Origin of the sequence: Telmatocola sphagniphila (assembly GCF_018398935.1) — a bacterium.
In the GTDB taxonomy this organism is placed as follows: domain Bacteria; phylum Planctomycetota; class Planctomycetia; order Gemmatales; family Gemmataceae; genus Telmatocola; species Telmatocola sphagniphila.
The window spans coordinates 4,704,557-4,726,700 of sequence record NZ_CP074694.1 but is presented as its reverse complement, the minus strand read 5'-3'; the positions used below and the strand labels follow the sequence as shown (position 1 = coordinate 4,726,700).

At 55.6% G+C, this 22,144-nt stretch carries 14 protein-coding genes; 7 read left to right on the top strand and 7 right to left on the bottom strand.

What is annotated here, in order from left to right; genetic code table 11:
- Positions 1 to 66 precede the first annotated feature (66 nt).
- From KIH39_RS18955 to KIH39_RS18940, 4 genes are all read left to right on the top strand, one after another.
- Positions 67 to 4,221, top strand: a complete 4,155-nt coding sequence (locus KIH39_RS18955; protein ID WP_213494798.1) for an FG-GAP-like repeat-containing protein — start codon at positions 67 to 69, stop codon at positions 4,219 to 4,221.
- 114 nt (positions 4,222 to 4,335) lie between these two features.
- Positions 4,336 to 5,616 (top strand): glycosyltransferase family 4 protein, encoded by a 1,281-nt coding sequence (locus tag KIH39_RS18950; RefSeq protein ID WP_213494797.1) that lies wholly within the window; start codon positions 4,336 to 4,338, stop codon positions 5,614 to 5,616.
- Between the two features lie 76 nt (positions 5,617 to 5,692).
- The gene (locus KIH39_RS18945; RefSeq protein WP_213494796.1) at positions 5,693 to 6,439 is read left to right on the top strand and encodes a TylF/MycF/NovP-related O-methyltransferase; all 747 of its coding nucleotides are present in this window, start codon (positions 5,693 to 5,695) and stop codon (positions 6,437 to 6,439) included.
- Positions 6,440 to 6,454: 15 nt separating this feature from the next.
- Positions 6,455 to 6,811 (top strand): YkgJ family cysteine cluster protein, encoded by a 357-nt coding sequence (locus KIH39_RS18940; protein ID WP_213494795.1) that lies wholly within the window; start codon positions 6,455 to 6,457, stop codon positions 6,809 to 6,811.
- Positions 6,812 to 6,821: 10 nt separating this feature from the next.
- On the opposite strand, the gene KIH39_RS18935 is transcribed toward KIH39_RS18940, so the two are convergent.
- From KIH39_RS18935 to KIH39_RS18925, 3 genes are all read right to left on the bottom strand, one after another.
- Complete coding sequence (locus KIH39_RS18935; protein ID WP_213494794.1) at positions 6,822 to 7,448, bottom strand: EF-hand domain-containing protein; 627 nt, start codon at positions 7,446 to 7,448, stop codon at positions 6,822 to 6,824.
- A gap of 82 nt (positions 7,449 to 7,530) precedes the next feature.
- A complete protein-coding gene (locus tag KIH39_RS18930; RefSeq protein WP_213494793.1) occupies positions 7,531 to 8,220 on the bottom strand; it encodes a dioxygenase family protein in 690 nt (229 codons plus the stop codon).
- Between the two features lie 163 nt (positions 8,221 to 8,383).
- Positions 8,384 to 13,042 carry a VWA domain-containing protein gene (locus tag KIH39_RS18925; RefSeq protein ID WP_213494792.1) on the bottom strand — a complete coding sequence of 1,553 codons (4,659 nt, stop codon included), beginning with the start codon at positions 13,040 to 13,042 and terminating at the stop codon, positions 8,384 to 8,386.
- Positions 13,043 to 13,682: 640 nt separating this feature from the next.
- Between KIH39_RS18925 and KIH39_RS18920 the strand changes: the two genes are divergently transcribed.
- The 3 genes from KIH39_RS18920 (at position 13,683) to KIH39_RS18910 (ending at position 17,708) form a co-directional block, all read left to right on the top strand.
- Positions 13,683 to 14,054: a hypothetical protein gene (locus KIH39_RS18920; protein ID WP_213494791.1), complete on the top strand. Its 372-nt coding sequence runs from the start codon at positions 13,683 to 13,685 to the stop codon at positions 14,052 to 14,054.
- Positions 14,055 to 14,231: 177 nt separating this feature from the next.
- A complete protein-coding gene (locus KIH39_RS18915; protein ID WP_213494790.1) occupies positions 14,232 to 15,557 on the top strand; it encodes a hypothetical protein in 1,326 nt (441 codons plus the stop codon).
- Between the two features lie 147 nt (positions 15,558 to 15,704).
- Positions 15,705 to 17,708: an ankyrin repeat domain-containing protein gene (locus tag KIH39_RS18910; protein ID WP_213494789.1), complete on the top strand. Its 2,004-nt coding sequence runs from the start codon at positions 15,705 to 15,707 to the stop codon at positions 17,706 to 17,708.
- 33 nt (positions 17,709 to 17,741) lie between these two features.
- On the opposite strand, the gene KIH39_RS18905 is transcribed toward KIH39_RS18910, so the two are convergent.
- From KIH39_RS18905 to KIH39_RS18890, 4 genes are all read right to left on the bottom strand, one after another.
- On the bottom strand, positions 17,742 to 18,224 hold the full coding sequence (locus tag KIH39_RS18905) for a transthyretin-like family protein (RefSeq protein ID WP_213494788.1): 483 nt from the start codon (positions 18,222 to 18,224) through the stop codon (positions 17,742 to 17,744).
- 92 nt (positions 18,225 to 18,316) lie between these two features.
- On the bottom strand, positions 18,317 to 19,348 hold the full coding sequence (locus KIH39_RS18900; RefSeq protein WP_213494787.1) for a DUF1559 family PulG-like putative transporter: 1,032 nt from the start codon (positions 19,346 to 19,348) through the stop codon (positions 18,317 to 18,319).
- A gap of 402 nt (positions 19,349 to 19,750) precedes the next feature.
- The gene (locus KIH39_RS18895; protein ID WP_213494786.1) at positions 19,751 to 20,518 is read right to left on the bottom strand and encodes a hypothetical protein; all 768 of its coding nucleotides are present in this window, start codon (positions 20,516 to 20,518) and stop codon (positions 19,751 to 19,753) included.
- Positions 20,519 to 20,667: 149 nt separating this feature from the next.
- A complete protein-coding gene (locus tag KIH39_RS18890) occupies positions 20,668 to 22,056 on the bottom strand; it encodes an MBL fold metallo-hydrolase (protein WP_246539343.1) in 1,389 nt (462 codons plus the stop codon).
- Positions 22,057 to 22,144 lie beyond the last annotated feature (88 nt).

Below are 22,144 nucleotides of genomic sequence, written 5' to 3'. Positions count from 1 at the left end.
ATTATGCCGTACGCGGCATCAGGCAGTACATAGGCGATGCGCGACTTCGCGCCGGAGCACAGGAATATGTTCAACACATTGCGCAGTTGGATTCGACCCGATTCAGTCAACCGGAAGCCGAACCCATCGATGCAGAAGCATGCAACGGTACGACTCGAGACTCTGGAAGATCGGATCGTGCTGAGTCAGTATCCGAATATCTCTCCGGCTCTGGAAACCATTTACGACGCCTACGTCGCCAGTGGTGCCACGACTTTCACTCCCACCTCTGCACAAAGCAGTCAATTCCTCTTTGATTCCAGTGGCGATGTGAAGGTCACGGTAAAAATCCCATCGACTTCGTCCTCCGCACTCGCCTCCATGATGTCCAGCTTGAGCGCGCTGGGCTTTACGACGGTTACCTCCAGTGCCTCTGCAGGTGAAATTGTCGGCATGCTTCCGATGAAATCGGTCGCCAAAGCCGCCTCCTTAGCGGGCTCGCCCGCCATTCAGATTAACTACCGTCCCATCCTCAAGTCCGTCGGAGCTTGGCCAAACTCCGCTGATCAGGTTCTCAAGGGCGATATTCTCCAGAACACATTCGGGCTGACCGGTAAAGGCCTAACCATCGGGATCATTTCCGACAGTATCAATCAGGTCGGCAATGGTATCGCCGACTCGGTCGCGACGGGCGACCTCCCGAATAACGTTGTGGTACTCCAAGACGGCCCGGCAGGATCGACCGACGAAGGCCGGGCGATGGCCGAGGAAGTTCACGATATCGCCCCGGATGCTCAAATCGTTTTTCACGCAGTGGGTTCGAGTGATTTGGAATTCGCCGACGCAGTAAATTCTCTCGCTGCCTATGGCTGTAATGTGATCGTCGATGATGTCTCGACTTCGGATGAACCCTGGTTCCAGGATCCTCTAGTCGCCCAAGCCATTCAAAATGCTTACACGACCAAGAACGTTACCTACTTTAGTGCAGCGGGTAACTACGGCGATAGCGGCTGGCAATCCGATTTTCGCGGATCTCTGGATACGGCCCCCAGTCCCACTTACGCTAACCTGACCGGTACCTGGCATGTGTTCGATAAGACCACTGTGGGCGGCATCGAACAGGATAACATTCTTCAGGAAGTCGAAATTCCGGCTCTCTCGAGCGTCAACATCGAATTTCAGTTCGATGATCCGACTTATGGGGCCGCAGTCACTCGAAATGTTAATTTCTATCTCTTCAACAATACCGTGACTGCAACTTTGGCCTCAGGTACAGCCAATAACGTTGCATTGAACTCGCCGACACAGATGATCACTTACACCAACAGTGGCCAAACCCCTGTTTTTGGGTTCATCGGCATCTACATGGCGAGTGGATACGACATCGGTAAATTCCGGTACGTTGACCTTGCGGATAATTTGGTGATTCTCGGCGGCTTGCCCGGCGTTAACGACTATACGAACCCGGCACCCAACAGTGGAATAGCCACGACCACGGGCGACCACGTAATTTCCAATGATGTCCTCGCCATCGGTGCAACGGAGGAAAATAATCCCAACGTTTATACCAAGGTCGACTACTCCTCTTATGGTGGTGGTTGGAGAAGCTTCGATGACAGCGGTAATCGACTGACCACACCGGTTCAGCAACACGGCATCGATTTAATGGCCGAGTCGGGCATCACCACATCGCTTTCCGGTTTCCGACCCTTCCACGGGACCTCGGCCGCCGCGCCTAACGCAGCCGCGATTGCCTTGCAGATACTCCAGTACAATCCCAAGCTGTCGAATACCCAGCTTGTGAACTTGATGGAAAGCACGGCTCAACCGCTGAATAATCCCAGCCCGACCTACTACGATGGGCTCTTCAACAATCCTAGCGGCGTCAATGCGGCTAATTTCAATGAATACGCCGGATATGGACTCGTGAACGGCGCCAGTGCGATCCTCGCTCTCGACGGCGGCGTGCTGAACGTGGTGGGTGGCCGGAATGGCACCGCTCCGGATAACTTCCAAATCAGCGTCTCTACCGATCCCCGCTTCGTGAATAACGTTCAGATCATCCTCAACGGGCAGATCCTCGGTAACGTTCTGCGAGATCAGTTCCTCAAGCAGATCAACTTCGTCAGCGGAATCGGCAATTCGTCTCTCACAGTGAATACCAGCAATGGCCCGGTGAACACTACTTTCAATGTCAACTACATTGGCGGTCGCGGAACCAACACGATCGACACCGTGGGTACCGGTACCTTTACACTTCAGAGTGGGAAATTGCTGGCGGGAACCAACGCCCCGATCACTCTCTCCGGTGTGACGGTCGCCAATCTGACCGGCGGCAACAGTGCGACGACCTTCAATGTCTCCAACTGGGTCGGCACGGCCAACCTCCTCGGCAACAGCGGTAACGACACCTTCAACATTCAGCTCTCCGGTGGCGCGGATACCATCAACATCAATGACTCCAAGACCACTGGAACGAACAAGCTGAATTTGACCGGATCGGCCGGCAACGATAACTTGACGCTCGGCATTACCAGCGGCGGCACCGCCGGCCAGATCCGTAACGGCGGCTACGAAAGTGTCTCCTACGGTAATCTGCAAAGCGTCAACATTAACGGAGCCGGGGGACAAAATGCCTTAGCGATTTCCGATACCTCGAGTGTCGGCTACGGAAATGCCAACAACCTTCTCGGTGGATACGTCTACGCTCCCATCGATGGCTCGAGCGGTCGGATCACCAACGGCACCGTCAATTCGAGCGTATCCTTCACCAACATCAATTCGGGCCTCTCCTTCAACGGGGATGCGAATAATTCCGGCAAGAAGGACACGCTAACCGTGGTCGGGATCACTTCGACCGGTCAGGCCAAGACCCAGTTCAACGAAACCACCGCCGCCAACGGGAGTACGACCTTCAACATCTCGGCCACCGGCGTTTCGATGAACAACAAGACGCTCGGAAACCTGCGCAGCATTTCGCTGGCGAATCTCACGAACCTGTTCGTCGAAGGCGGCAACCAACCTGTCGGTAGTGGCGACGTCTTCAACGCCACGCCTTCCCTCTCGACAAATATCTTCGTCGATGGCAATCTGCCTTCCACGGGTGTGGGCGATACGCTTAACGTGAACACGACTGGAACGCGAACCACCGTTACCAACATCCAAAATCCGAATCTGGGGCCACTCGGCCAAAGCCGAATCTACCAGAGCCTGGATGGCGGTAGCGTCGGTTATCAGAACATTGAAACCGTGGGTGGGACGAGTTATCAAGACAGCATCTATGTCACCACTACCCCTTACGGGCCGGGTGTTTCTTCCTCGGTGAACGTCTACGACGCCCGAACGGGTAGCCTGCGATTCTCCTTCACTCCATTCCCTGGTTTCAACGGCCCACTGAAAGTCGCCGTGGGTGACATCAACGGCGATGGCATTCAGGATGTGGTGGTCGTACCGGGAGCCGGCGGACCTCCGCACGTTGTCGTGTACGATGGCCAGACCCATCAGGTGACGCGCAGCTTCTACGCTTTCAGCCCGAGCTTCACCAGTGGCATCAGCCTGGCCGCTGGGGATATCAACGGGGATGGCCGAGCGGATATCATCGTGGCGGTCGATGGACCGGGTGCTGGTCCGCACGTCGAAGTATTCGATGGAGCTTCCAACGCTCTGATTCGCAGCTTCTATGCATACTCCCCGAGTTTCCAGGGCGGAGTATCGCTGGCAGCCGCGGATATCAGCGGTAATGGTTACGATGACATCATTACCGGAGCCGGACCGGGAGCTATCGGTCCATTAGTGAACGTCTTCGATGGCCAATCGAATTCTCTGGTCCGCACGTTCTACGCGTTTGCTCCGGGCTTCATGGGCGGCATTAACGTGGCCGCGGGCGATGTTGCCAACGACGGCTCCAACGACATCATTGTGACCCCGCTTGCCGGGGCCGGTCCGCACGTCATCGTCTACGATGCGAACTCGCTGACGGTAATGGCCAGCTTCTACTACAACCCGACCTTCAGCCCGAACACCTACCAACCCCAGGTCAGCAATGCCCCGGTGAATGTGGCGGTGGTCGATGTCTCCCCGGCAGGTGGCGGTAACCGCGAATTGATGCTCTCCCGCGGCTTCGGCAGCAAGCCGCAGGTCTCCTTCTACAGCATTAACCCGCTAGCTTCGATCAGCGACCTCACTCTGGCGAACATGACGTTCGGCGGGGGCGTCTTCATCGCGGCTTCCAGCAACTCGTAATCCAGAAGCCGGGTCAGACAACAACCGAGTTGAGAACTCCTTGATCCGGGGTTTCTCAACTCGGTTCTTTTTTATCCTCGGCCCGCACGGATACGAATGACTAATATGTAAAGTATGAAGCTCGCTTTCATCACGGCCGGTGCGGCAGGAATGTTCTGCGGTTCCTGCATGAAAGATAATACTCTGGCGACCGAACTGATTCGCCTGAATCACGATGCCGTCCTGATTCCCACATATACTCCCATTACTACCGACGAGGCCGACGTTTCGGCCGGACCGATTCAATTCGGCGGCATCAACGTCTACCTCCAGCAGAAGTTCGCACTCTTCCGGCATACGCCGCACTGGTTCGACAAGGCCCTGAATTTTCGCCCGCTGCTGAAGCTGGCGGGACGCTTCGCCGTTAAAACGCAGGCGAGCGATCTGGGCGATCTCACCCTATCCATGCTGGAAGGATCGGCCGGCAAGCAGCGTAAAGAGCTCTCGAAGTTTCTGAACTATCTGGAACACCAGATTAAGCCGGAAGTCGTATTACTCACCAACGTACTGCTTTCGGGAATGGTCCCGGAGATTCGCCGGCGCTTGAAAGTGCCCGTCTGGGCGATCCTGCAGGGGGACGACATTTTTCTGGAATCGCTCCCGACCGATTATCGGGAGCGCTGTCTGGCTCAGATTCAGAAAAACTGCGCATCGCTGACCGGCCTGATCGCCACCAGCCAGTACTACGCCGATTTCATGAACGAATATCTGAAGCTGCATGCTTCGAACCTGAAAGTCGTCTACCCGGGGCTGAAGCTTACCGGTCATGGCCGGCCGCGCGAGTTTCGCCAGGAGCCCCCCTATACGATTGGCTACTTCGCCCGCATCTGCCCCGAAAAGGGGCTGCACATTCTGGTGGATGCCTTCATCGAGTTGCGAAAAACTCCTTCGGCTCCCCCGAGCAAACTAAAAATTTCCGGCTGGCTGGGCGGCAATCAGAAAGACTATTTCGCAGCGCAGATGAAAAAAATTGAAGCCGCCGGCTTAACGGCCGAAGTGGAATATCTGGAATCTCCCACGCACCGCAGCAAGCTCGATTTCATGTGCAGTATCGACGTTCTGTCCGTTCCCACGACTTATCGCGAGCCGAAAGGGATTTACATCCTCGAAGCGCTCGCCAACGGTGTTCCGGTCGTTCAGCCCGAACATGGTTCCTTTCCAGAACTTATCGCGGCCACTCGCGGCGGTCTGCTCGTTCCGCCGAACGATCCGGCCGGTCTGGCTAAAGCTTTGCACAGGATTCTGAGCGATGCGACTTTGCGAAATCAGTTGGCGGAAAGCGGCAAAAAGGCTGTGTTCGAACACTTCACGGCCGAGAAAATGGCGCGCGATACCCTGGCGGTTCTTTCTCGATGAAGGTATTGCGTTTCACTTTAACTGACGCTAACATGATTGCTTTCCCGTGCGGCAATCGCTCTCAGGACTTTACACCATGGACCCGTCGTTGTACGAAACCGCCCCCAAGCAATCGTTTTCCGGCATCCGCAAGTTGATTCCGAAACGCATGCAACCGATCCTCCGGGGCTTTCGCAAGCGGCGCCAGCTTCGACACCTGAAGCTCGACTTTCCTTACAACATGGTTTTTCCATTCACCCAGGCCAGCTTGACCCGGCAGCAGCATCTCGTCAAGCTCTGCCAGGAGCTTTCAGAAAACAAGATCGAAGGCGCGATCATCGAATGCGGCGTCCTCGATGGAGGAACATCCGCACTCATGGCCTGGGCCAGCGCGGCGGACAACCGGCCCATTCACTTGTTCGATGCCTGGGAAGGCTTACCGAAATCGGCGCCGGAAGATGGCATGGATGCTCGCAAATGGGAAGGGCAGGTCGTCGGTAGCCCGAAGCGAGTGAATCAGATTTTCACGCAATTGAAAATCGATCCCAAGCGGGTGACCATTCATCACGGCTGGTTCAACGAAACCTTCCCCAAAGCCGATATCAATCGCGTGGCCTTACTGCATATCGATTGCGATTTCTTCGAACCCACGGAGCTGACGCTTTCGCGCTGGTGGCATTTCCTCATGCCGGGTGGGGTTATTCAGATAGACGATTACTCGGCTTATCAGGGCTGTCGAAAAGCGGTGGATGAGTTCCTGAACGAGCATCCGGAATTGAAATTGGAAACTTTCGGACCTGAAGGAAGCGGCGAAGCTTACTTCATTCGTAAACCGAAGGAATAGTTGTGATTTGCTTCGATGGCCGCGGACTACGAATGCGACCTGTGTGGCGCCGGCTGCCGGGTCTTTCCGATTTACGCTTCTGTAGCCGATGCGGTTCGAGAACCCAGAATCGCATCGGAAGCCCGCTGCCGGGAGGCCTGGTTGGCCAGTCCCGAACAGCGATATCAAATTTATCCTTTGCCTTTTCTCGAAACCTGCAGCTTCCTGCAGGCCGACAATCGATGTGAGATCTACTCGACTCGCCCGGACGTCTGCCGAAGATTCCAGCCGGTGGGCACCCAGTGTCCGGAAGCCCGCCAGAAAATGCAACTGCCCTTGTTGAAACCTTCTGAGAGGGGACCTTCTTCAAATTTCCGCTCCGATCGCGCTTAGAAATTTTCCTTTAGCCGGGGGGTGGCCCGCCCGGCCCGCCGGGACCTCCCGGCCCGCCGGGTCCCCGATCACGCATCTGCTTGAGCTGTTCCTTCTGATCGGCGGTCAGAATTTTTTCCAGCTTGGTGTCGACTTCCTTTTGCAACTCATCGAGCTGCTTTTTCTGAGTGTCATTCAGATGGAGCATGTCCTGAAGGAAATTCGGTAGTACTTGTCCCGGTTGAGGCGGCCCGCCGCGACCCCCTGGCCCACCCGGGCCGCCCGGTCCACCGGGCCCACCACCAAAGCCGCCGCCAAAACCCCCTTTGCCACCCTTGCCGCCGCCGCCCTTGCTGCCGTACTCGCTGGCTTCTTTGACGAATAAGGCTTTGAGCTCTTCCTTGGTGATGTAACCTTGTTTCTTGCTGTCCGCCCGCTCGAACAACGGCAGCAGCCGTTCATCGGTAATCTCTTCTTTGGTCAGTTTGCCGTCTTTGTTGGCATCGAAGAGTTTGAACATCCGTTCGACGGCCGCATCGGGATCGGCGGACCCTCCGCCTCCCTTCCCGCCTTTACCGCCGCCGGGTGGTTGCGCCTCGCTGAGCGAAGCCGTTACCAGCAAAGCGCTGGCGATCAATAAACCGAACAGTTTCCGCATGGCCGTAGTCCTCTGGGTTCGCTTCGCGAACGATCGATTGTTCCTGGAAATTGAAAAGGGAAGTCGATGACTCCCCGAGATGTTATCGTTTGCGGTCGGACGAATTTTCGTCGGGTGTGCGGCCGACGATGATATCGAATTTCACCGCCCATTCGCCCACTTTCGATTCCGGGACTCGTTTGAAATCGCCCAGAACCAATTCGCGATCGATCGGATCCCGCAAATCGCTGAAGATGCCATCGCGAGCGTTGCCCGCATGTCCGCGAACCATCAATTGAGTCGTGATCAATTCGCGGTTGCCCTTTTTCACCTTGAAGTGAATGTGCGGTGCCGGCCGGCCCGGATAGGGAACGGGTTTGATGGTTCGGAACCGATATTCACCCTTGGAACTGGTGCTGAAGCGGCCGAATCCCTGAAAATTTTTGTCGCGCTGTTTGGCTTTAGGACCGCTATCGGAGGAGTGCAGATAGACTTCGTTGGCATCGCACTGCCAGATTTCGACGGTCGCATCCTTGATCGGACTTCCCGACAGGTCCAGCACCCGGCCGGTCAGATGAGTGATCTCGCCGACCGCCGGGGTCAACGAGTTATTGACGATAATCAGGTCGTTGTCGGTATCGAGGGGTAATTTGTCGGGGTAGAATGGCCCCTCGGTCATCCGGGGCGTGATAAGCAGTTGCTCGGCGAAAAGTCCTGGAGTGAGGAACAGGCTGGCGCTGAGAGCTCCCAGAAACGCCCGGCGATCCGATCTTTGGAATTCGGGATGCAACATTTGAAACCTCAGTGGAAAAATTCGTACTGCGAGTTACCTGACTTAAAAGTACCGGAATGCCCCCATACGCTGCCATCAATTTCTTCTTAAGTATCAAAACAAAAAGGGAATCGGCGAACCGATTCCCTTTCGAAGATTTTTGTTATTGTGCCGCTGCGCGGTATTAGTCGTTACCGGGGATCATGTCGATCTTCACGGTCGGCATGGTCTTATTGTTGGAATTGAACAGCGGGGTGAGAACCATCTTCTGTTCCCCATTAGATCCAATCACGACCTTGGCGACCATTTCCACGCCATCGTTGATCAGCGAATCCACTCGGCCAGTCCAGGAGATATCCACAGCCGGTTTCACCTTCGTGGCGGCGGTGGGTTTGGCGGTGGAGGTAATTCCCCCTTCCATGGCATTGACCGGTTCGACAATCGCTTCGAGCTTCTTGACGGCCAGATCTTCACGACTTGGCTTGCTCGATTTCACGGCGTTGAAGTTCGGCGGAGGTACCGAAGCGACCTTGGTACGGCGACCATCCTGAACCGAGAGCTTGACCACTTCCGGCTTGGACAGGTCGATCGTGTGCATTTCGATCTTTTCGTTCGGCATACCCTGGTTGCGGGTCACCTTGATGGTGGCTTTGTTACCCAGAGGACGGCCCCAGACTTTATCGACGGAGATCGAGTACTCGCCACTGAAGGCTTCGGAAGCCGTGTAAGTTTCCACATGGCCGCCGTCGTTCTTCTTGTAGAAGTCGCTGATCAGTACGCCACCCGAAGCGGTCTGGCTGTTCAGAACGCTGCAGACGCTACCGGCCGGTTCGTTCACCTTCAGATCCAGACCGGCGGTTTCGCGTTCGCCACCGTTGGTCCAGATCAGTTGAATCACCAGATCGCGACGTTTGTCGCCATCCATCATGATCTGGATCTTCTTGGCTTCTTCGTGCCGTCCCTGAGTCGTCAGTTGAGCGATCATATCGTTCAACTTGGCTCGGGCTTCGCTGTGGTATTCGGCGGTATCCGAAGCCCAGTCGCGATTCAGCACGTTGTTGGCCGCCCAGCTCAGCTGGTCGATGTTCATCTTACCCTTGGTATCCCCGGCGAACGCCATGGCGTTCATGTAGGGATCGGCCAGTTCCGGTTCGAGTTTAGCTGCCACCACGCAAAGCTTGATAGCCTGTTCCGGATTGGTTTTGGCAATTGCTTTGGAAGCCTTGATGTAAGCCTGAGCATTCTTCGGATCGAGGTCGATCGCGGAGGTCAGGGCCCGTTCGAGATCGATATCCGAAGCCTGGGAAGCTTCCATCGCCTGGGCCAGAGCTTCGTGAGCCCAGGGTTCCACGGTGATGCCGCGACGCAGGCTTTCTTTCAACAGTTCGACCACGTGGTTGAACTTGTTCATGACGCCCAGAGTACCGGCGGTATCGACGATCACACCGGAGCGTCGGACGTCGGCCTTAGCCAAAGCTTCCTTCCAGATCTTCTTGGGATCCAGATCCAGCTTGTCTTCCTTCAGATCCTTGCTGACCGACATGGCCATGCCACGGAGAGCCTTGCCTTCCTTGTTCTTGCCTTCGACCAGGTTGTTGGCCAGATCGCCAATAACGTTGTCTTCCGCCTTGGCGACGTTGTTCTTGCCATTGCCGTCCGCCATAGCCATGCCGCCTGCACCCCCACGGGTCAAACGGGCACTCGGGCTGGCGTGAACGCGGCTGGTACCGCGAACCACCAGGGCCAGTGCGGGCGGATAGAAACCCATCGAGTTCAATTCCGAAGCCGGAATAATCGCGGTTTCTTCGCCTTGAGCATTGGGGTCATTGACGTTGGTGTTACCCGTGATCAATGCACTTTGAACGGTCAACCATTCGCCGCGAGCCACAACGTTCTTGATGAGCTCGATGAGAATCTGATGCTGGGTACCCCCCTGGAAGCCGAATTGGCCCCCGAGGTTACCGAACTGACCTAACTGGCCACCGCCGAACCCGAGCAGACCACCCTGGGCTCCCAAGTTTACGTTGGATTGACCCTGGAAGGTGTTTTGAAGCCCTTGGAAGGCTCCGCCGGCTCCGCCCGCTTGTCCACCCGCTCCGAAGCCACCAGCCCCGACACCGCCGCCGAATACGGCGAACTGCGGTTGGCCGAAAGCCCCGGCGATCGGAGAACCGCCGCCACCCAGAGAGAAGGTTGCCCCTAGAACTTGCAGACCCTGCTGCAAGGCCTGCTGGCTAATTGCACTCGGAATAGGCACGACCAGGTCGGCCACGGAGAAGGCGGTTACCACTTTCTCCCGAATAGCGGCATCGATACTGGTAATTTCGATGTAATCGCGGCGAACCCAGTACGAAGCATTCAACTGCGAGGTCACGATTCGCAGAACCGTACCCAGCGAGGCGCCCGACAGTTTGGGAACCTTGATCGTTTTCATCGTGGAGTCGAACTGTTCGCCACCCGTCGCCCGACCCAGTTCCTTCTCGTCGACGAGAATCTTAACCTTCTTCAGCGGGTTCTTGGCCGAGTCCGGAGGGCTGGCCAGGGTTTCGAGGATCTCCAGGAAGTCGGCCAGCGGGCCTTCGTACTGGTTGTCCAGCGGAATTGGCGTGTCGAGAGCCGATTGCAGGAAGCTCATGCGAGCCCGGGCCCGTTCCGGCAGGTCGCCCGAAAGTGCTTCAGAAGCGAATCGCTTGCGTTGAACCAGCATTTCGCGCCAGACTTTCGAAGGCGGGAAGTGAACCGGCGGTTCATCCGGATAGGGAACGTGGCTCTTTTCGACCTGCATCATGGTCAGCAGGTAGCGGTCTTCGCGGATGCGAACCAGTTCGCGGAATTCGCGAAGGTTGGTGGCCGTCTGACCAATCATGTAGTTGGCTGTGGTTTCCGGCAGGATCGGCCGGGCGCTAGCCAGGTCTTCCTGTCGCTTGGCTTCCGCTTCGCGGTATTGTTCCTCGAAACGGGCCTGTCGCATCAGTGTGGCGAAAGCCGCAATGCGATCGCGGTTACGCAGTTCTTCGGCCTGTCGTTTGTCTTCGTTCTCGAGGCGGATGCGGGCTCGAGCAATCGCTTCGGATTCATCCTGTCGACGGCGAACGATTTCCGCTCCGCGAGTGTTCACTTCGCGAATCAAGGATTCGATCGAAGTGAGCATCTTCTGGCGGGTCGTGTCGGCAATATCCGGGTTGCTGCGAATCGCATCGCGCTGCTGCTTCAGCAAGGCTTCGGCAGAAACCGGATCGCCTTCGGCCAGCAGGCGTCGACCGCGGCTGAGCGTTTCGTCGACCACTGTCTGAATCTGCTGAGTCAGAACGTTCCGGCGGGACTGCTCCATCTTCAGGAGGTCGTCGTTGTTCTTCTGTGGAATCACCCCGGTCGTCGCCTTGGGCTCTTCCGGTTTGGCATCCTGCAGTTTAGAAACTTCTTCGAGAGCCACCTGAGCCAGATGAGTCTTGCCGTCCGCGCCTTTCTCGACGGCCACACCCGTTCGGGCCCCGGCCGCCAGAGCATCCTTGAACTGCTGAATGCTCAACTTGCCCGATTTGAGCTTGTCGACCAATTGCAGACCGGCCTTGGCTTCGATTTCATCCTGTTTGAGGTCCTGAGCGGCCACGAACAGATGTCGAGCCACTTCGACCTGATTGGCTCCCAGAGCCCAATTGGCCTGAGTCAGCATTTCGTCCAGCGCGAGCCGGGTTTGTTCGTAAGCGAGAGCCAGCGTACGGTCGGACCGCAGCAAAGCTGGAGCGTTAGGGGAATCAGACTTCTTCCACTGCGTCACCAGGTTCGGCAGGAAGAAGTTATCGGAAGCGGAAGGAACCATCGCTTCTTTGACGGCGACTTCCGTCGGCTGTCCGGCGATCTTGCCCGAGATCGTCAGTTCGATGGTGGAGGGTTTCTTGCCTTCGTAACGGCCAATCAGCAGCGTCGGGCTGTCGGCTCGCAACGGCGGCAATTTGGCCGGGAAGACTTCGGCCGGAGCCTGTGCGAACTTCATTTCGCTCGGCATCAGCACCGGAACGGATAGAAGATCGTTGATCTTCTTGACCACCGGCTTCAGGTCGCTCTTATTCTGCTTGGCGTCTTCGTGCACGAAGCGAACTACCGCGCCGCCCGTTCCCGTCACTAGACCGTGGAGGTTCTTGGGGTTGGGGGCACCCAGCGGCACTGCATAGAAGCCGATATTCGCGGCCACCATGCGGTCGGTCAGAGCGATCCGCTCTTTTTCCGAAATCGGATTGTAAGCACTTTCGCAATCGCCCAGGAAGAGGATGACCTGCTGACGGGTCGACTTGTTGTCGAATTCCTTCATGCCCTGCTTCAGAGCATTGCCCAGATCGCTGGCGCCCGCGGCGTATTCCTCATCGAGTTTCTTCAGGGCGTTCTGGACGCTGATTGCCTTGGCATCCTGAAAACCGGAAGTGAGGTCGTAGCTGGCTCGGGGGGTATTGACCGTCATGATCGCAATGCGATCATTCGGGGCCATGTCATTGATCATGGCTTCCGTCAGCCGTCGGCTGATCTGCAGCGGGAAGCCGGCCTGACTGGCCGTCGTATCGATCATCACCAGAATGTCACGCGGACGAGCCGGTGCAGCGGTGAGCTGCGGCTTGATTTGCAGCGCGAAATATTTTTCGCCCTGAACATCATAGCTCAGTAGCGGAGTCTGGCTGAAGCGGCCGCTTCCCAGATCCTCGGCCAGACGTACCAGAGTACGCGGCTTTTCCACAACACTTGGGTTGCGCGTTCCCTCGACGTCGCCCCACGCATAGAAGTATGCACTTGTAATACCGGCGGCTGCAGCGAGTAGAGCCGCTGTCTTCTTGAGCCTGCTGACCATAGTCATCGTTCAGACTCTCCTAGAAAGGGTCCGTTGCGGGACGAAATGCCCGGTCGGGACTGTCCGATGGCTTAAAAAACTTAAACAACTATAAACGGTGGTTGCCCCAAGCTGCCACCGCATTTTTCACTTTCAGCGAGCGGGGAAGTCACTTCCATGGCTTCCATCCGCATTCCCGATCCATCCGGCACGACACCGATTTTCGGGAAGGCCGCAGATTAGATACGACCCTAACAAATTCCAACTGTCATTGTAACAACTTCCTAATCGACAATTAAGCAACCCGACTCATTTCCCCATCGTTGGCGCTCATTTGGAAATGAAATGAAATTTCGGGTTTGGGGAAGCCGGTTAATCCTACAAAAACAGTACTCTATTGCGTGGGGTTGCTGCGAATTCCCGCGACTACCCATGCTACCAGAGATCGCCGTCCGCTACGACCCCGTTCTCATCTCATAATCGGTAATTTTCCGGAAACTTTGCCCCTCACGGCAAAATGAAATGCAATTTAGCTACGTCTTAGGGTAACGATTGTGACAAAATTGCCAGTGTTTCAACCTTTACGGTAGCTCGTCTATAATGAGCACCATCCCTGTTCAGCTCTGCCGATTCCGGCAGGCGGGGAAAGGCATTTGAGGAATACCCGATGAAATTGTTTGCCACATTTCTGTTCAGCGCCCTGCTACTCGGTTTCAGCAGCCTGATCAGCGCGGACGAACCCAAGAAAGAACTGACCAAGGAAGAGATCATCGAAAAGCTTCTGGGTAAATGGGAAATTGTGAAAGCGGATGGCGCCGGTCTGGAGGGGGGTACGATTACCTTCGAGAAGGGAGGCAAATTTACCCTGGTGCTCAAGGAAGACTCCAAAATGGAAGGGACTTTTGAGATCGAGAAAGGCCGACTGGTCACCAAGATCGGGGATGCCAGCGATACCGACACGATCAAAAAATTGACCGCCGATGAGGTCGAACTTCAGAACGATAACAAGGAAACCACGCAGCTGAAAAAGAAAAAATAGTCGAGCTTCAAGTCCCATTTGCAAACGTGCTTCCCACGCGAATATGCACCTGCCTACGGCTTCCCTAGGGGCCGTAGGACACCTCCCATCTACAATAAATCGATAATCTGAGTTCGCATTGATGGGGCCGGTCTAAACCCGGTACTTCTCTTCCCTCTGCCAACGATTCAGGTATCCATGACAAAAATTACTTCGCGGTGCAGTTTCACCCTCCTGGTGTTGGTATTAGTCGGAACAAACCTTTTTTCCAGTTCTTCTGCGCAATCGCCGACGCCGCAAACCAAGAGCTATTTTCAGGTGAAGGAGGATGCCGGGGTTTGGTCCTTTGTCGATCCGCAAAAGCGGAAGTTCTTTTCCATTGGAATCAATTGCATCAATCCTAAGGATGAGAGCAAGGGACAAGGCCGAAGCTACAACGGACTGCAAAAGCACGGCGGCGATCCGGACAAATGGTCCTCCGCCACCCGCAAGCGTCTGGAAGACTGGAACTTCAACACACTCGGGGCCTGGAGCTCGCTTCGGGGCCAGCCATATGTCATCGAGCTTTCTCTGGGTTACAGCTATGCGGATGTATTTGCCGCAGACTTCGAGAAATACGTGCAGGACCGGGCTGTAAAAGTACTCAAAGAGCTCGCCGTCGAGAGTTACGAGGTACTCGATAAGGATCCCCTGCTAATTGGTTGTTTCACCAGCAACGAGCTTTCCTGGGGTTGGGGCTTCGGTTGGAAAAATAAGAAAGGCTTAGAATCGCTTTTCGAATTTTACGTCAACCTTCCACCGGAAAGCGAAGGGAAGAAGGCATGGGCTGACTATCTGGCCGGGGCGTTTAAAAACGACTGGAAGAAACTCGGTGAAGTCTGGGATGTAAAGGTCAAAAGCCGGGACGATTTATTGAAGTTGAAAAAAATTGCTCCCGTGTCGCCCGCGGTCTATACAGCGGCGGAGGAAATCGCCAACGGCTTCGTGCGGAAATATGCGGAACGCTATTTCTCGATCACCGACGCCGTGATGCGCAAGCACCTGCCGCACCACTTGAATCTGGGTTGTCGGTTAACGCCGAGCAATCCGGCACCGGTCATCGAAGTGGCCGGGAAATACTGCGACGTCATTTCCTTTAATATCTATTCCAAAGATCTGGCGGAGATTCGGGAAGAACTCACTCGGTTGCATCAACTGAGTAAAAAGCCGGTGATGCTGACCGAATACGCCTTTCTTGCCAAACACAACCGCAGTGGCAACACCAACAAGGATTACGAACGCGTTGTAGTCGCGAACGATCGGGAACGGGGCGAGCTCTATTCGCACTGCGCCGAGGCGTTGTGTAAGTTACCCTTCTTGGTAGGCTTTCACTGGTTTCAGTATTTCGACGAACCATCGCAGGGCCGGGGCGATGGAGAGAATTGCAATTTCGGTTTTGTGGATGTCGAGGATGCGGTCTATGAAGATCTTGCCCGGGCCGCGACCGAAGCGAACAAAAAGGTCTTGAACCTTCGCCAGAAATAGACCTCCTGCAGACTCTTCTCTTCTTTAGTCCTTCACGATTGAATCGTATATCTAATAGCGTCTTTTCATTGACAGAGAGTTTCCGGAGACAAAGCCTTTTTAACGGCGAGGTCTATGGAAATTTGCCCGTCCCCCGCGGGAGGCGCGATGATGCAGCGAACGAAGCGATCTTTAATTACTCAGCTCGGACTGGCACTCCTGGGCCTGCTTGTGCTGTTTGGCATTTGGCAGATCCTGATCCGCACGCTGGATAATCCCGCAGCGGATTCTTCCACCGAAAAACAACTCGATCCTGCTGTGCTCGACAAGAAGCTGTTCACCGCGATTCGGGATGGAGATAAAGCGCAAGTCCGGGAGTTGCTCCAGCTCGGGGCGAAACTCAGCAATCGCGATGAATCGGGGGATACGGTTGTGATGCGGGCCGCGCTGCACGCCGATGCTGAAATGATGCGGATTCTCCTCGAAGCGGGCGCGGATGGCCTGGCCCGATCCTCCGATAACACTCCTCCTTTGCTACGCACGCACCACGATATTGAGAAAATGCGGCTCCTCCTGGATCGTGGTGCCACCGTCGACGATTTTGCGATGCTCGCTGCCGCCAGCGTTCCCGGCTGCCAGGAGGCTTTGAAATTACTGGTGGCGCATGGCGGCAAAGCCAATCCGAGCGCGGCCGCCTACACTCCGTTGATGGCCGCTGCGGGAACGGGTGATTTCGATGCTGTCAATTATCTCCTGAGTATCGGCGCGAACGTGAAAGTGCAGACACCAACCGGATTTACTGCTCTCATCGCGGGGGCTCTTTCGGGAAATCCTCGCGTGGTGGCGACCCTTCTCGAGAAAGGCGCCGAAGTCAATGTCGTGGCCAAGTTGGAACGGGGGATTCTTCAGACTCCGGTGGGCGTCGCGGCGAGTATGGGACACGCGGAATGTTTGAAACTGCTCCTGGCGGCCGGTGCCGATGTCAATGTGCAGGGAGGCCCCTTCAATCATTGCGCTCTGCTGGGGGCGGCAACCACACCGAGCCAGGAAACAATGAAAATCCTGCTGACTAAAGCGGATATCGCGGCCACCGATTGGACCGGTCGGACCGCTTTGGATTGGGCCGAGCGCTCCGGCGATACGGAAATCGTTCGGATGCTGCGACAAGTCAGTGGTGCCAAAAAAGGGGACGGCCCTGCAAAGCCGAGTCCGGTACCTGCGATCAACATCCCGGTGGACGAGACGGCAATTCGGAAAGCGATAACCCGGGCCTTACCGCCCTTGCAGCAAAGCGAACAGAAAATCACGGAGACCCGAAGCTGCGTGAGTTGTCACCAGCATGGTCTGGTGTCGATGGTCGTCGGAATGGCTCGCAAGCGGGGACTTCCGGTGAATGAAAAAATCGCCGGTGACGAACGTGCTTACATGATCAAGGACATGCGAGTCCGCCATCGCTCGCTACTCTTGGGAACCGGGATCGACCCCACCCTATCGGCCCATGTGCTGATCGGTTTGTCGGCGGAAGGTGAACCCCCCCGTCGAGTGACCGACGCTCTAGTTCATTACCTGGTTTTACGCCAGCGGATAGAAGGCCGTTGGCAGCAGGAAAATTACCGGCCACCCGATGAGGCGAGCGATTTTCAATTCACCGCGCTGGCGATTCGCGGTTTGCAGGCTTACGCTTCCAAGGGGCGCAAGCAGGAAATTGCTGCACACATCGAGCGCGCCCGCGAATGGCTGGAGCGAACGCCGACCGGGGATGTGGTCGATAAAGGATTTCAACTATTGGGGTTGGGCTGGAGCCAGGCGGCACCGGAAGTGATTCAAAAAGCTGTGCAAAGTCTGCTTAAGGAGCAGCGCGAAGAGGGCGGTTGGTCTCAGCTTCCCACGTTGGACAGCGATGCCTATGCCACCGGACTAGCCTTGTATGCATTGCACGAAGCCGGTGGCTTGGGCGTCGATCAGGCCAGTTATAAGCGGGGATTGGAGTTCCTGGTGCGAACTCAGAAAGCGGATGGTTCCTGGTTCGTCGCGAGTCGGAGCTTCCCGTTCGTGGAGTATTCGACGAGCGGATTCCCCCACGGCCGGGATCAGTTCATCTCCGCATCGGCCACCTGCTGGGCAACGATGGCTCTGATGCAGAGCATTCCAGTAGTGGATTCGAAGAAGTAGCAGGGCGATGGTGAACTGAGAATTTGCCCCAACTTAGTCGAGCTTCAGGTCGATGGCCGAACCGTCAGAGACATCCACGGTGAGTTTGGACTTTTCCAGACTGCCATAGAGCTTGATGATCGGAGCCAGATCCGGCGGCGGCACTGGCGGCTTGGGAGCATTCGAGCCCTTCTTCTTATTCTTGTTTCGCTCTTCCTTATCGTCGAATTTGGGTTGTTCGCGTGGCATGGAAACCCACACTTTATGTTTGCCGACCACGGCGCCACTACGACCCGTGCTGACCACTTTCAGCGAGTATTTTCCCTGCTCATCGGTCTGGCCGCTGCTGACACCGAGTTCGGACTTCCCTTCCGGAACGAAGGAAATCACCAAACCGGGAACGGGCTGACCATTATGGGTCACGGTGCCGGAAACCGCAACGACCTTTTCGCCTCCTCCGCAACCGGAGCTTGCGAACAGACTCATTGAAAGCAGAAGGAAAGCGTTAATAGAACGGAGATTAAAGAAGATGCGCATGACGATGTTCTTTCCAACCAGGAGTAACAATGACGAAGCCCATCCTTAAAAAGGATGGGACTTCGATTAGAATCCAGACCGCGAGTTCCGCCTTACCAATCCGAGCCGGGAATCTGGCCGGAGTTGGGAACGCAGACGGCCAGCCAGGAGGCTTTGCTGATGCTGCCAGACACGCTGCGAACGCTACCATCACCCAGACCCACTTGCATAACCGGGTGCGGGCTATTCAGAACGAAGATGGAGCACTTCGTAATGGTGGCATTAACATCGAACACATAGTTCGGGTTGGCAGTGGGGTTCGGCGGAGAGTAGTTAGCACTCCAGTCGTAGTAGTCGGTTCGAAGACAGGTGCCGTTGCCCGAAGGATTCGAATACCAGCCGGAAGTATACCAGCCGAAAGCCGACCACTGGGCGCCGTCGCCGTGGTCGGGGTAGATCCAGCCGTAAGCTGGGCCAATGATCGCCTGGCCCGAGCTGCTATAGCCCAGAGCGATCGAAACGTCGCAGTTTCCGATTCGTTCGCCGGTGATAACCGTATTCGAGGTACCGTTGGGCATGGAGGTCAGAATGCTGCCCTGGCCGCTGGGATTGAACACCATCACGTTTCCCGCGTAGTTACTGGTTGCGTAACTGCCGGCGCTGTGAGTTTGTTGTTCAAGCGGATTCGAGGAATCGGAAGGACAGAGAAAGAGCTTGACCGGGGTGCTGATCAAGGCATCGTAGGCATTGAAGTAAGCCGAGCTGGCGTCGTTGGTGCTGAGGTTACCCAGAGCCTGAAACTGGCTGTAAAGGTTGCCTTGCTCGATGTAGGGCAGCAAGTGAATGAACAACGAACCGGTCGCACCGTCCGCGGAAGTTAAGCTACCACCGCTTTGGGCCGGCGGAAAATCGTTGTTACGGTAGGTGGCTCCCCAGGAACCGATGGGGGGAATCTTGCCGTAGGTGCTTTCGAAGTTGTGAACGGCCAAGCCAATTTGCTTCAAGTTGTTGCTGCACTTCATGCGGGCAGCGGCTTCGCGCACCTTTTGCACGGCGGGAAGCAACAGACCGATCAGGATCGCAATGATTGCGATGACGACGAGTAACTCGATCAGCGTGAAACCAGAACGTCTGGTCGTCCTCATGCTGTTCCTCAGGGAAATTCGACGCACGGCAATACCCCTTTCCGGGAAATTATCCCAAACAAAAATCACCCACGGGCTACGACACCACAACTGTCCTAGCACGCATCCCGTCGGTACCCGACCACCTGGGTCGGTGGATAAGTTGAAATGACGACAAACCAATGCGTGAGCAAATAATCCTATAAACGAATGAGAACTTCAAGTGAGTAGTTAATGAATGTTACAAGAAGTTGAATCTAACAAGATTTGTATAAAGTAATCTTTATACGCAAGTGAAATTGTATATATTCGAGGAACTTACTGATATAGAATTTGAATTGAAACAAGTGATCGCCGGATGATCGAAAAACAGGATTCATCCAGCGGGGTTGAGCAGCGTTTATTCGGAGGGCGAGGAGCGATTTAATCGCCCTTCACTTTGAAAACGCCATCGTCGATGCTTTCGAGCAATTCCGACTCTTCGCTTTCAATCTCACCGAATTTCTTTCCATCGTGATAGATCGAGATCTTTTTTGGTACCTGCAACCCGGCCTTGTTTTTGGTGAATTCGGTAATCACGCGCTCTTCGTTGACTTCCATTCCGCTACCGCTCTCCAGGGTGCGATGTTCGATTTTGACCATCAGGTGAGATTGTTTATCGAAAGCGAGCGTCACGTCCTTGTGGCCCTTGGAGGCCACGCGAATAGCGATCGCCGGCTTGTCATTCACCTTGATTTCGCCGACGCTCGAGAGTTCCAGGGTTTTATCTTTGAGCAGCGACGTCAGGCGGGCGACTTTGACAAGATGCTGAGCATCTTTCAAGGCGGCTTTGACTTCCTCGGTAACGGGCACAACGTTGCCGTTCACTTCCAGGGAAATCTTGTCGCCATTAACGGTCGTAACAATTCCCACTTCCTGACCCATGACGTTGAGCGTCAGACTATCCAGAAGTTTATTGGGCAGCATGTACTGCATATCTTGTTTGAAGTCGACTTCGCCAACCATGGGCAGGGTTAGCTTTCCTTTATTTTTCGAATGCCCGGCTTTCAGCTTTTCGAGGAGCTCTTCGCCCCCTTGAGCCTTGATCGCATCGTTGATGATCGCTTTGATGTCCGCATCCGCCGCTCGCACCGGAGCAGCCGAGGCCAGGAATGCGCAGGAAATACCGGCCAACAGGAACGCTCGCAACATGTTTACTTCCTCAAAGTCAGTAAGGGACAAGAAGACGCCAGGAGTTCGAATCGGAGAGCCAGAGGGCGATCTCGCTTCCGATACTCTCTATTTTCACTTGTTCGATTCAACCGATGGGGAATTTGAGCGGGCGAAAGATAATAAAGTTATTATTCCAGTACGATTTTTTCCCCGGGAGTGGGCACGCTGACATCGGGAAATCCCATACCTCGCATCATTCGGGCCAGAGCCTCGGCCTGTTCCTGCTCGCCGTGGATCAACCGGGCGTGCGGAACTTTGCCCGCCAGTGGAGACAAATACTGCTGAAAATCGATTTGATCGGCATGGCCGCTGAAGCCATCGAGGTGCACGACTTCCAGCCATTTATTCCAGTCCCGGCCCTGAATCCGTACGGTGGGGCTCTTTTCCAAGAGTCGCCGTCCGGTCGTCCCCTGGGCCTGATAGCTGACCAGAATCACCATGCAGCGGGGATCGTCGACGTGCCGTTTCAGATGGTGAATGATCCGGCCGGCATCGCACATGCCGCTGGAGGCAATCACCACGCACGGGTCGGGTCGAAGTGAAACCTGAATGCTATCTTCGAACTCGCGAATGTACTCGACGATATCGCCGCCGAGAATCCCGGTGCCATCCAAGAGCGACTGCTGGGCCTGATCGGTCAGGCATTCCGGGTGCCGTTCGTAGACTTCCGTGATATCGGCCGCGAGCGGGCTATCCACAAATACCGGAATCCTTGGGATTTTCTTCTGTCGGACGCCTTCGTGCAGGTAGTGAATGATCAACTGCGTCCGGCCGAGGCTGAAGGCCGGAATCAGGACTTTGCCGCCGCGCTCGATTGCCCGATTGATCGAAGAGTATAGCTTCGAAACGGTATTTTCGATCGGTTCGTGCACGCGGTTGCCGTAGGTCGATTCGCAGACCAGCACATCAGCGGGGGGGATGGCACCGCTGGTTCGCAGTAACGGTAGATTTCGACGGCCCAGGTCGCCGGTAAAAGTGATCGAACGCTCGCCGTTTTCGCCCGCCAGCGTCAGGTGCACCATCGCCGAGCCGAGTACGTGGCCGGCTTCGATGAGCTGAAAGCGGACATTCTTGGCCAGATCGCGCGTTTCGTTGAATTTCACGGTCACGCACTGCCGGAGCACCAGATCCACATCCTTGGCGGTGTACAGCGGCTGAACGAAGGGTTCCTGGTAATTCCGTTGAATGTTCAGGTGCGCGGCGTCCTCCTCCTGAATCTTGGCCGAATCGTACAGCATCACTCGCAGCAGATCGCGGGTGGCGGCCGATAGATAAATCGGACCATCGAAACCTTGGTGAATCAGGCTGGGTAGATTCCCACAGTGGTCGATGTGCGCGTGGGAAACCAGCACGGCGTCGATTTCCTCCGGCGGGAAGGGAAAGGTTTTATTGCGGCGATGGGCTTCGTCCCGCTTTCCTTGATAAAGCCCGCAATCCAGGAGAACGCGCGTATTCCCGGCCTCCAGCAAATGCATGGAGCCGGTGACCATCTGGGCTGCCCCCCAGAAAGTGAGCACCCCCGCTGCTCGTTTTGTCGATAATTTTGAATTCATAGAAGTATTATATTTATGTGAAGAAGGGTATTTGCACCTCCCTTCCCGGTAT

Bases quoted from the DNA above. Each gene is read 5' to 3' on its own strand.
- KIH39_RS18895 (WP_213494786.1), bottom strand. From the start codon at position 20,518: ATGTTGCGAGCGTTCCTGTTGGCCGGTATTTCCTGCGCATTCCTGGCC.
- KIH39_RS18940 (WP_213494795.1), top strand. From the start codon at position 6,455: ATGGCCGCGGACTACGAATGCGACCTGTGTGGCGCCGGCTGCCGGGTC.
- KIH39_RS18935 (WP_213494794.1), bottom strand. From the start codon at position 7,448: ATGCGGAAACTGTTCGGTTTATTGATCGCCAGCGCTTTGCTGGTAACG.
- KIH39_RS18910 (WP_213494789.1), top strand. From the start codon at position 15,705: ATGATGCAGCGAACGAAGCGATCTTTAATTACTCAGCTCGGACTGGCA.
- KIH39_RS18900 (WP_213494787.1), bottom strand. From the start codon at position 19,348: ATGAGGACGACCAGACGTTCTGGTTTCACGCTGATCGAGTTACTCGTC.
- KIH39_RS18915 (WP_213494790.1), top strand. From the start codon at position 14,232: ATGACAAAAATTACTTCGCGGTGCAGTTTCACCCTCCTGGTGTTGGTA.
- KIH39_RS18945 (WP_213494796.1), top strand. From the start codon at position 5,693: ATGGACCCGTCGTTGTACGAAACCGCCCCCAAGCAATCGTTTTCCGGC.
- KIH39_RS18955 (WP_213494798.1), top strand. From the start codon at position 67: ATGTTCAACACATTGCGCAGTTGGATTCGACCCGATTCAGTCAACCGG.
- KIH39_RS18950 (WP_213494797.1), top strand. From the start codon at position 4,336: ATGAAGCTCGCTTTCATCACGGCCGGTGCGGCAGGAATGTTCTGCGGT.
- KIH39_RS18930 (WP_213494793.1), bottom strand. From the start codon at position 8,220: ATGTTGCATCCCGAATTCCAAAGATCGGATCGCCGGGCGTTTCTGGGA.
- KIH39_RS18905 (WP_213494788.1), bottom strand. From the start codon at position 18,224: ATGCGCATCTTCTTTAATCTCCGTTCTATTAACGCTTTCCTTCTGCTT.
- KIH39_RS18925 (WP_213494792.1), bottom strand. From the start codon at position 13,042: ATGACTATGGTCAGCAGGCTCAAGAAGACAGCGGCTCTACTCGCTGCA.
- KIH39_RS18920 (WP_213494791.1), top strand. From the start codon at position 13,683: ATGAAATTGTTTGCCACATTTCTGTTCAGCGCCCTGCTACTCGGTTTC.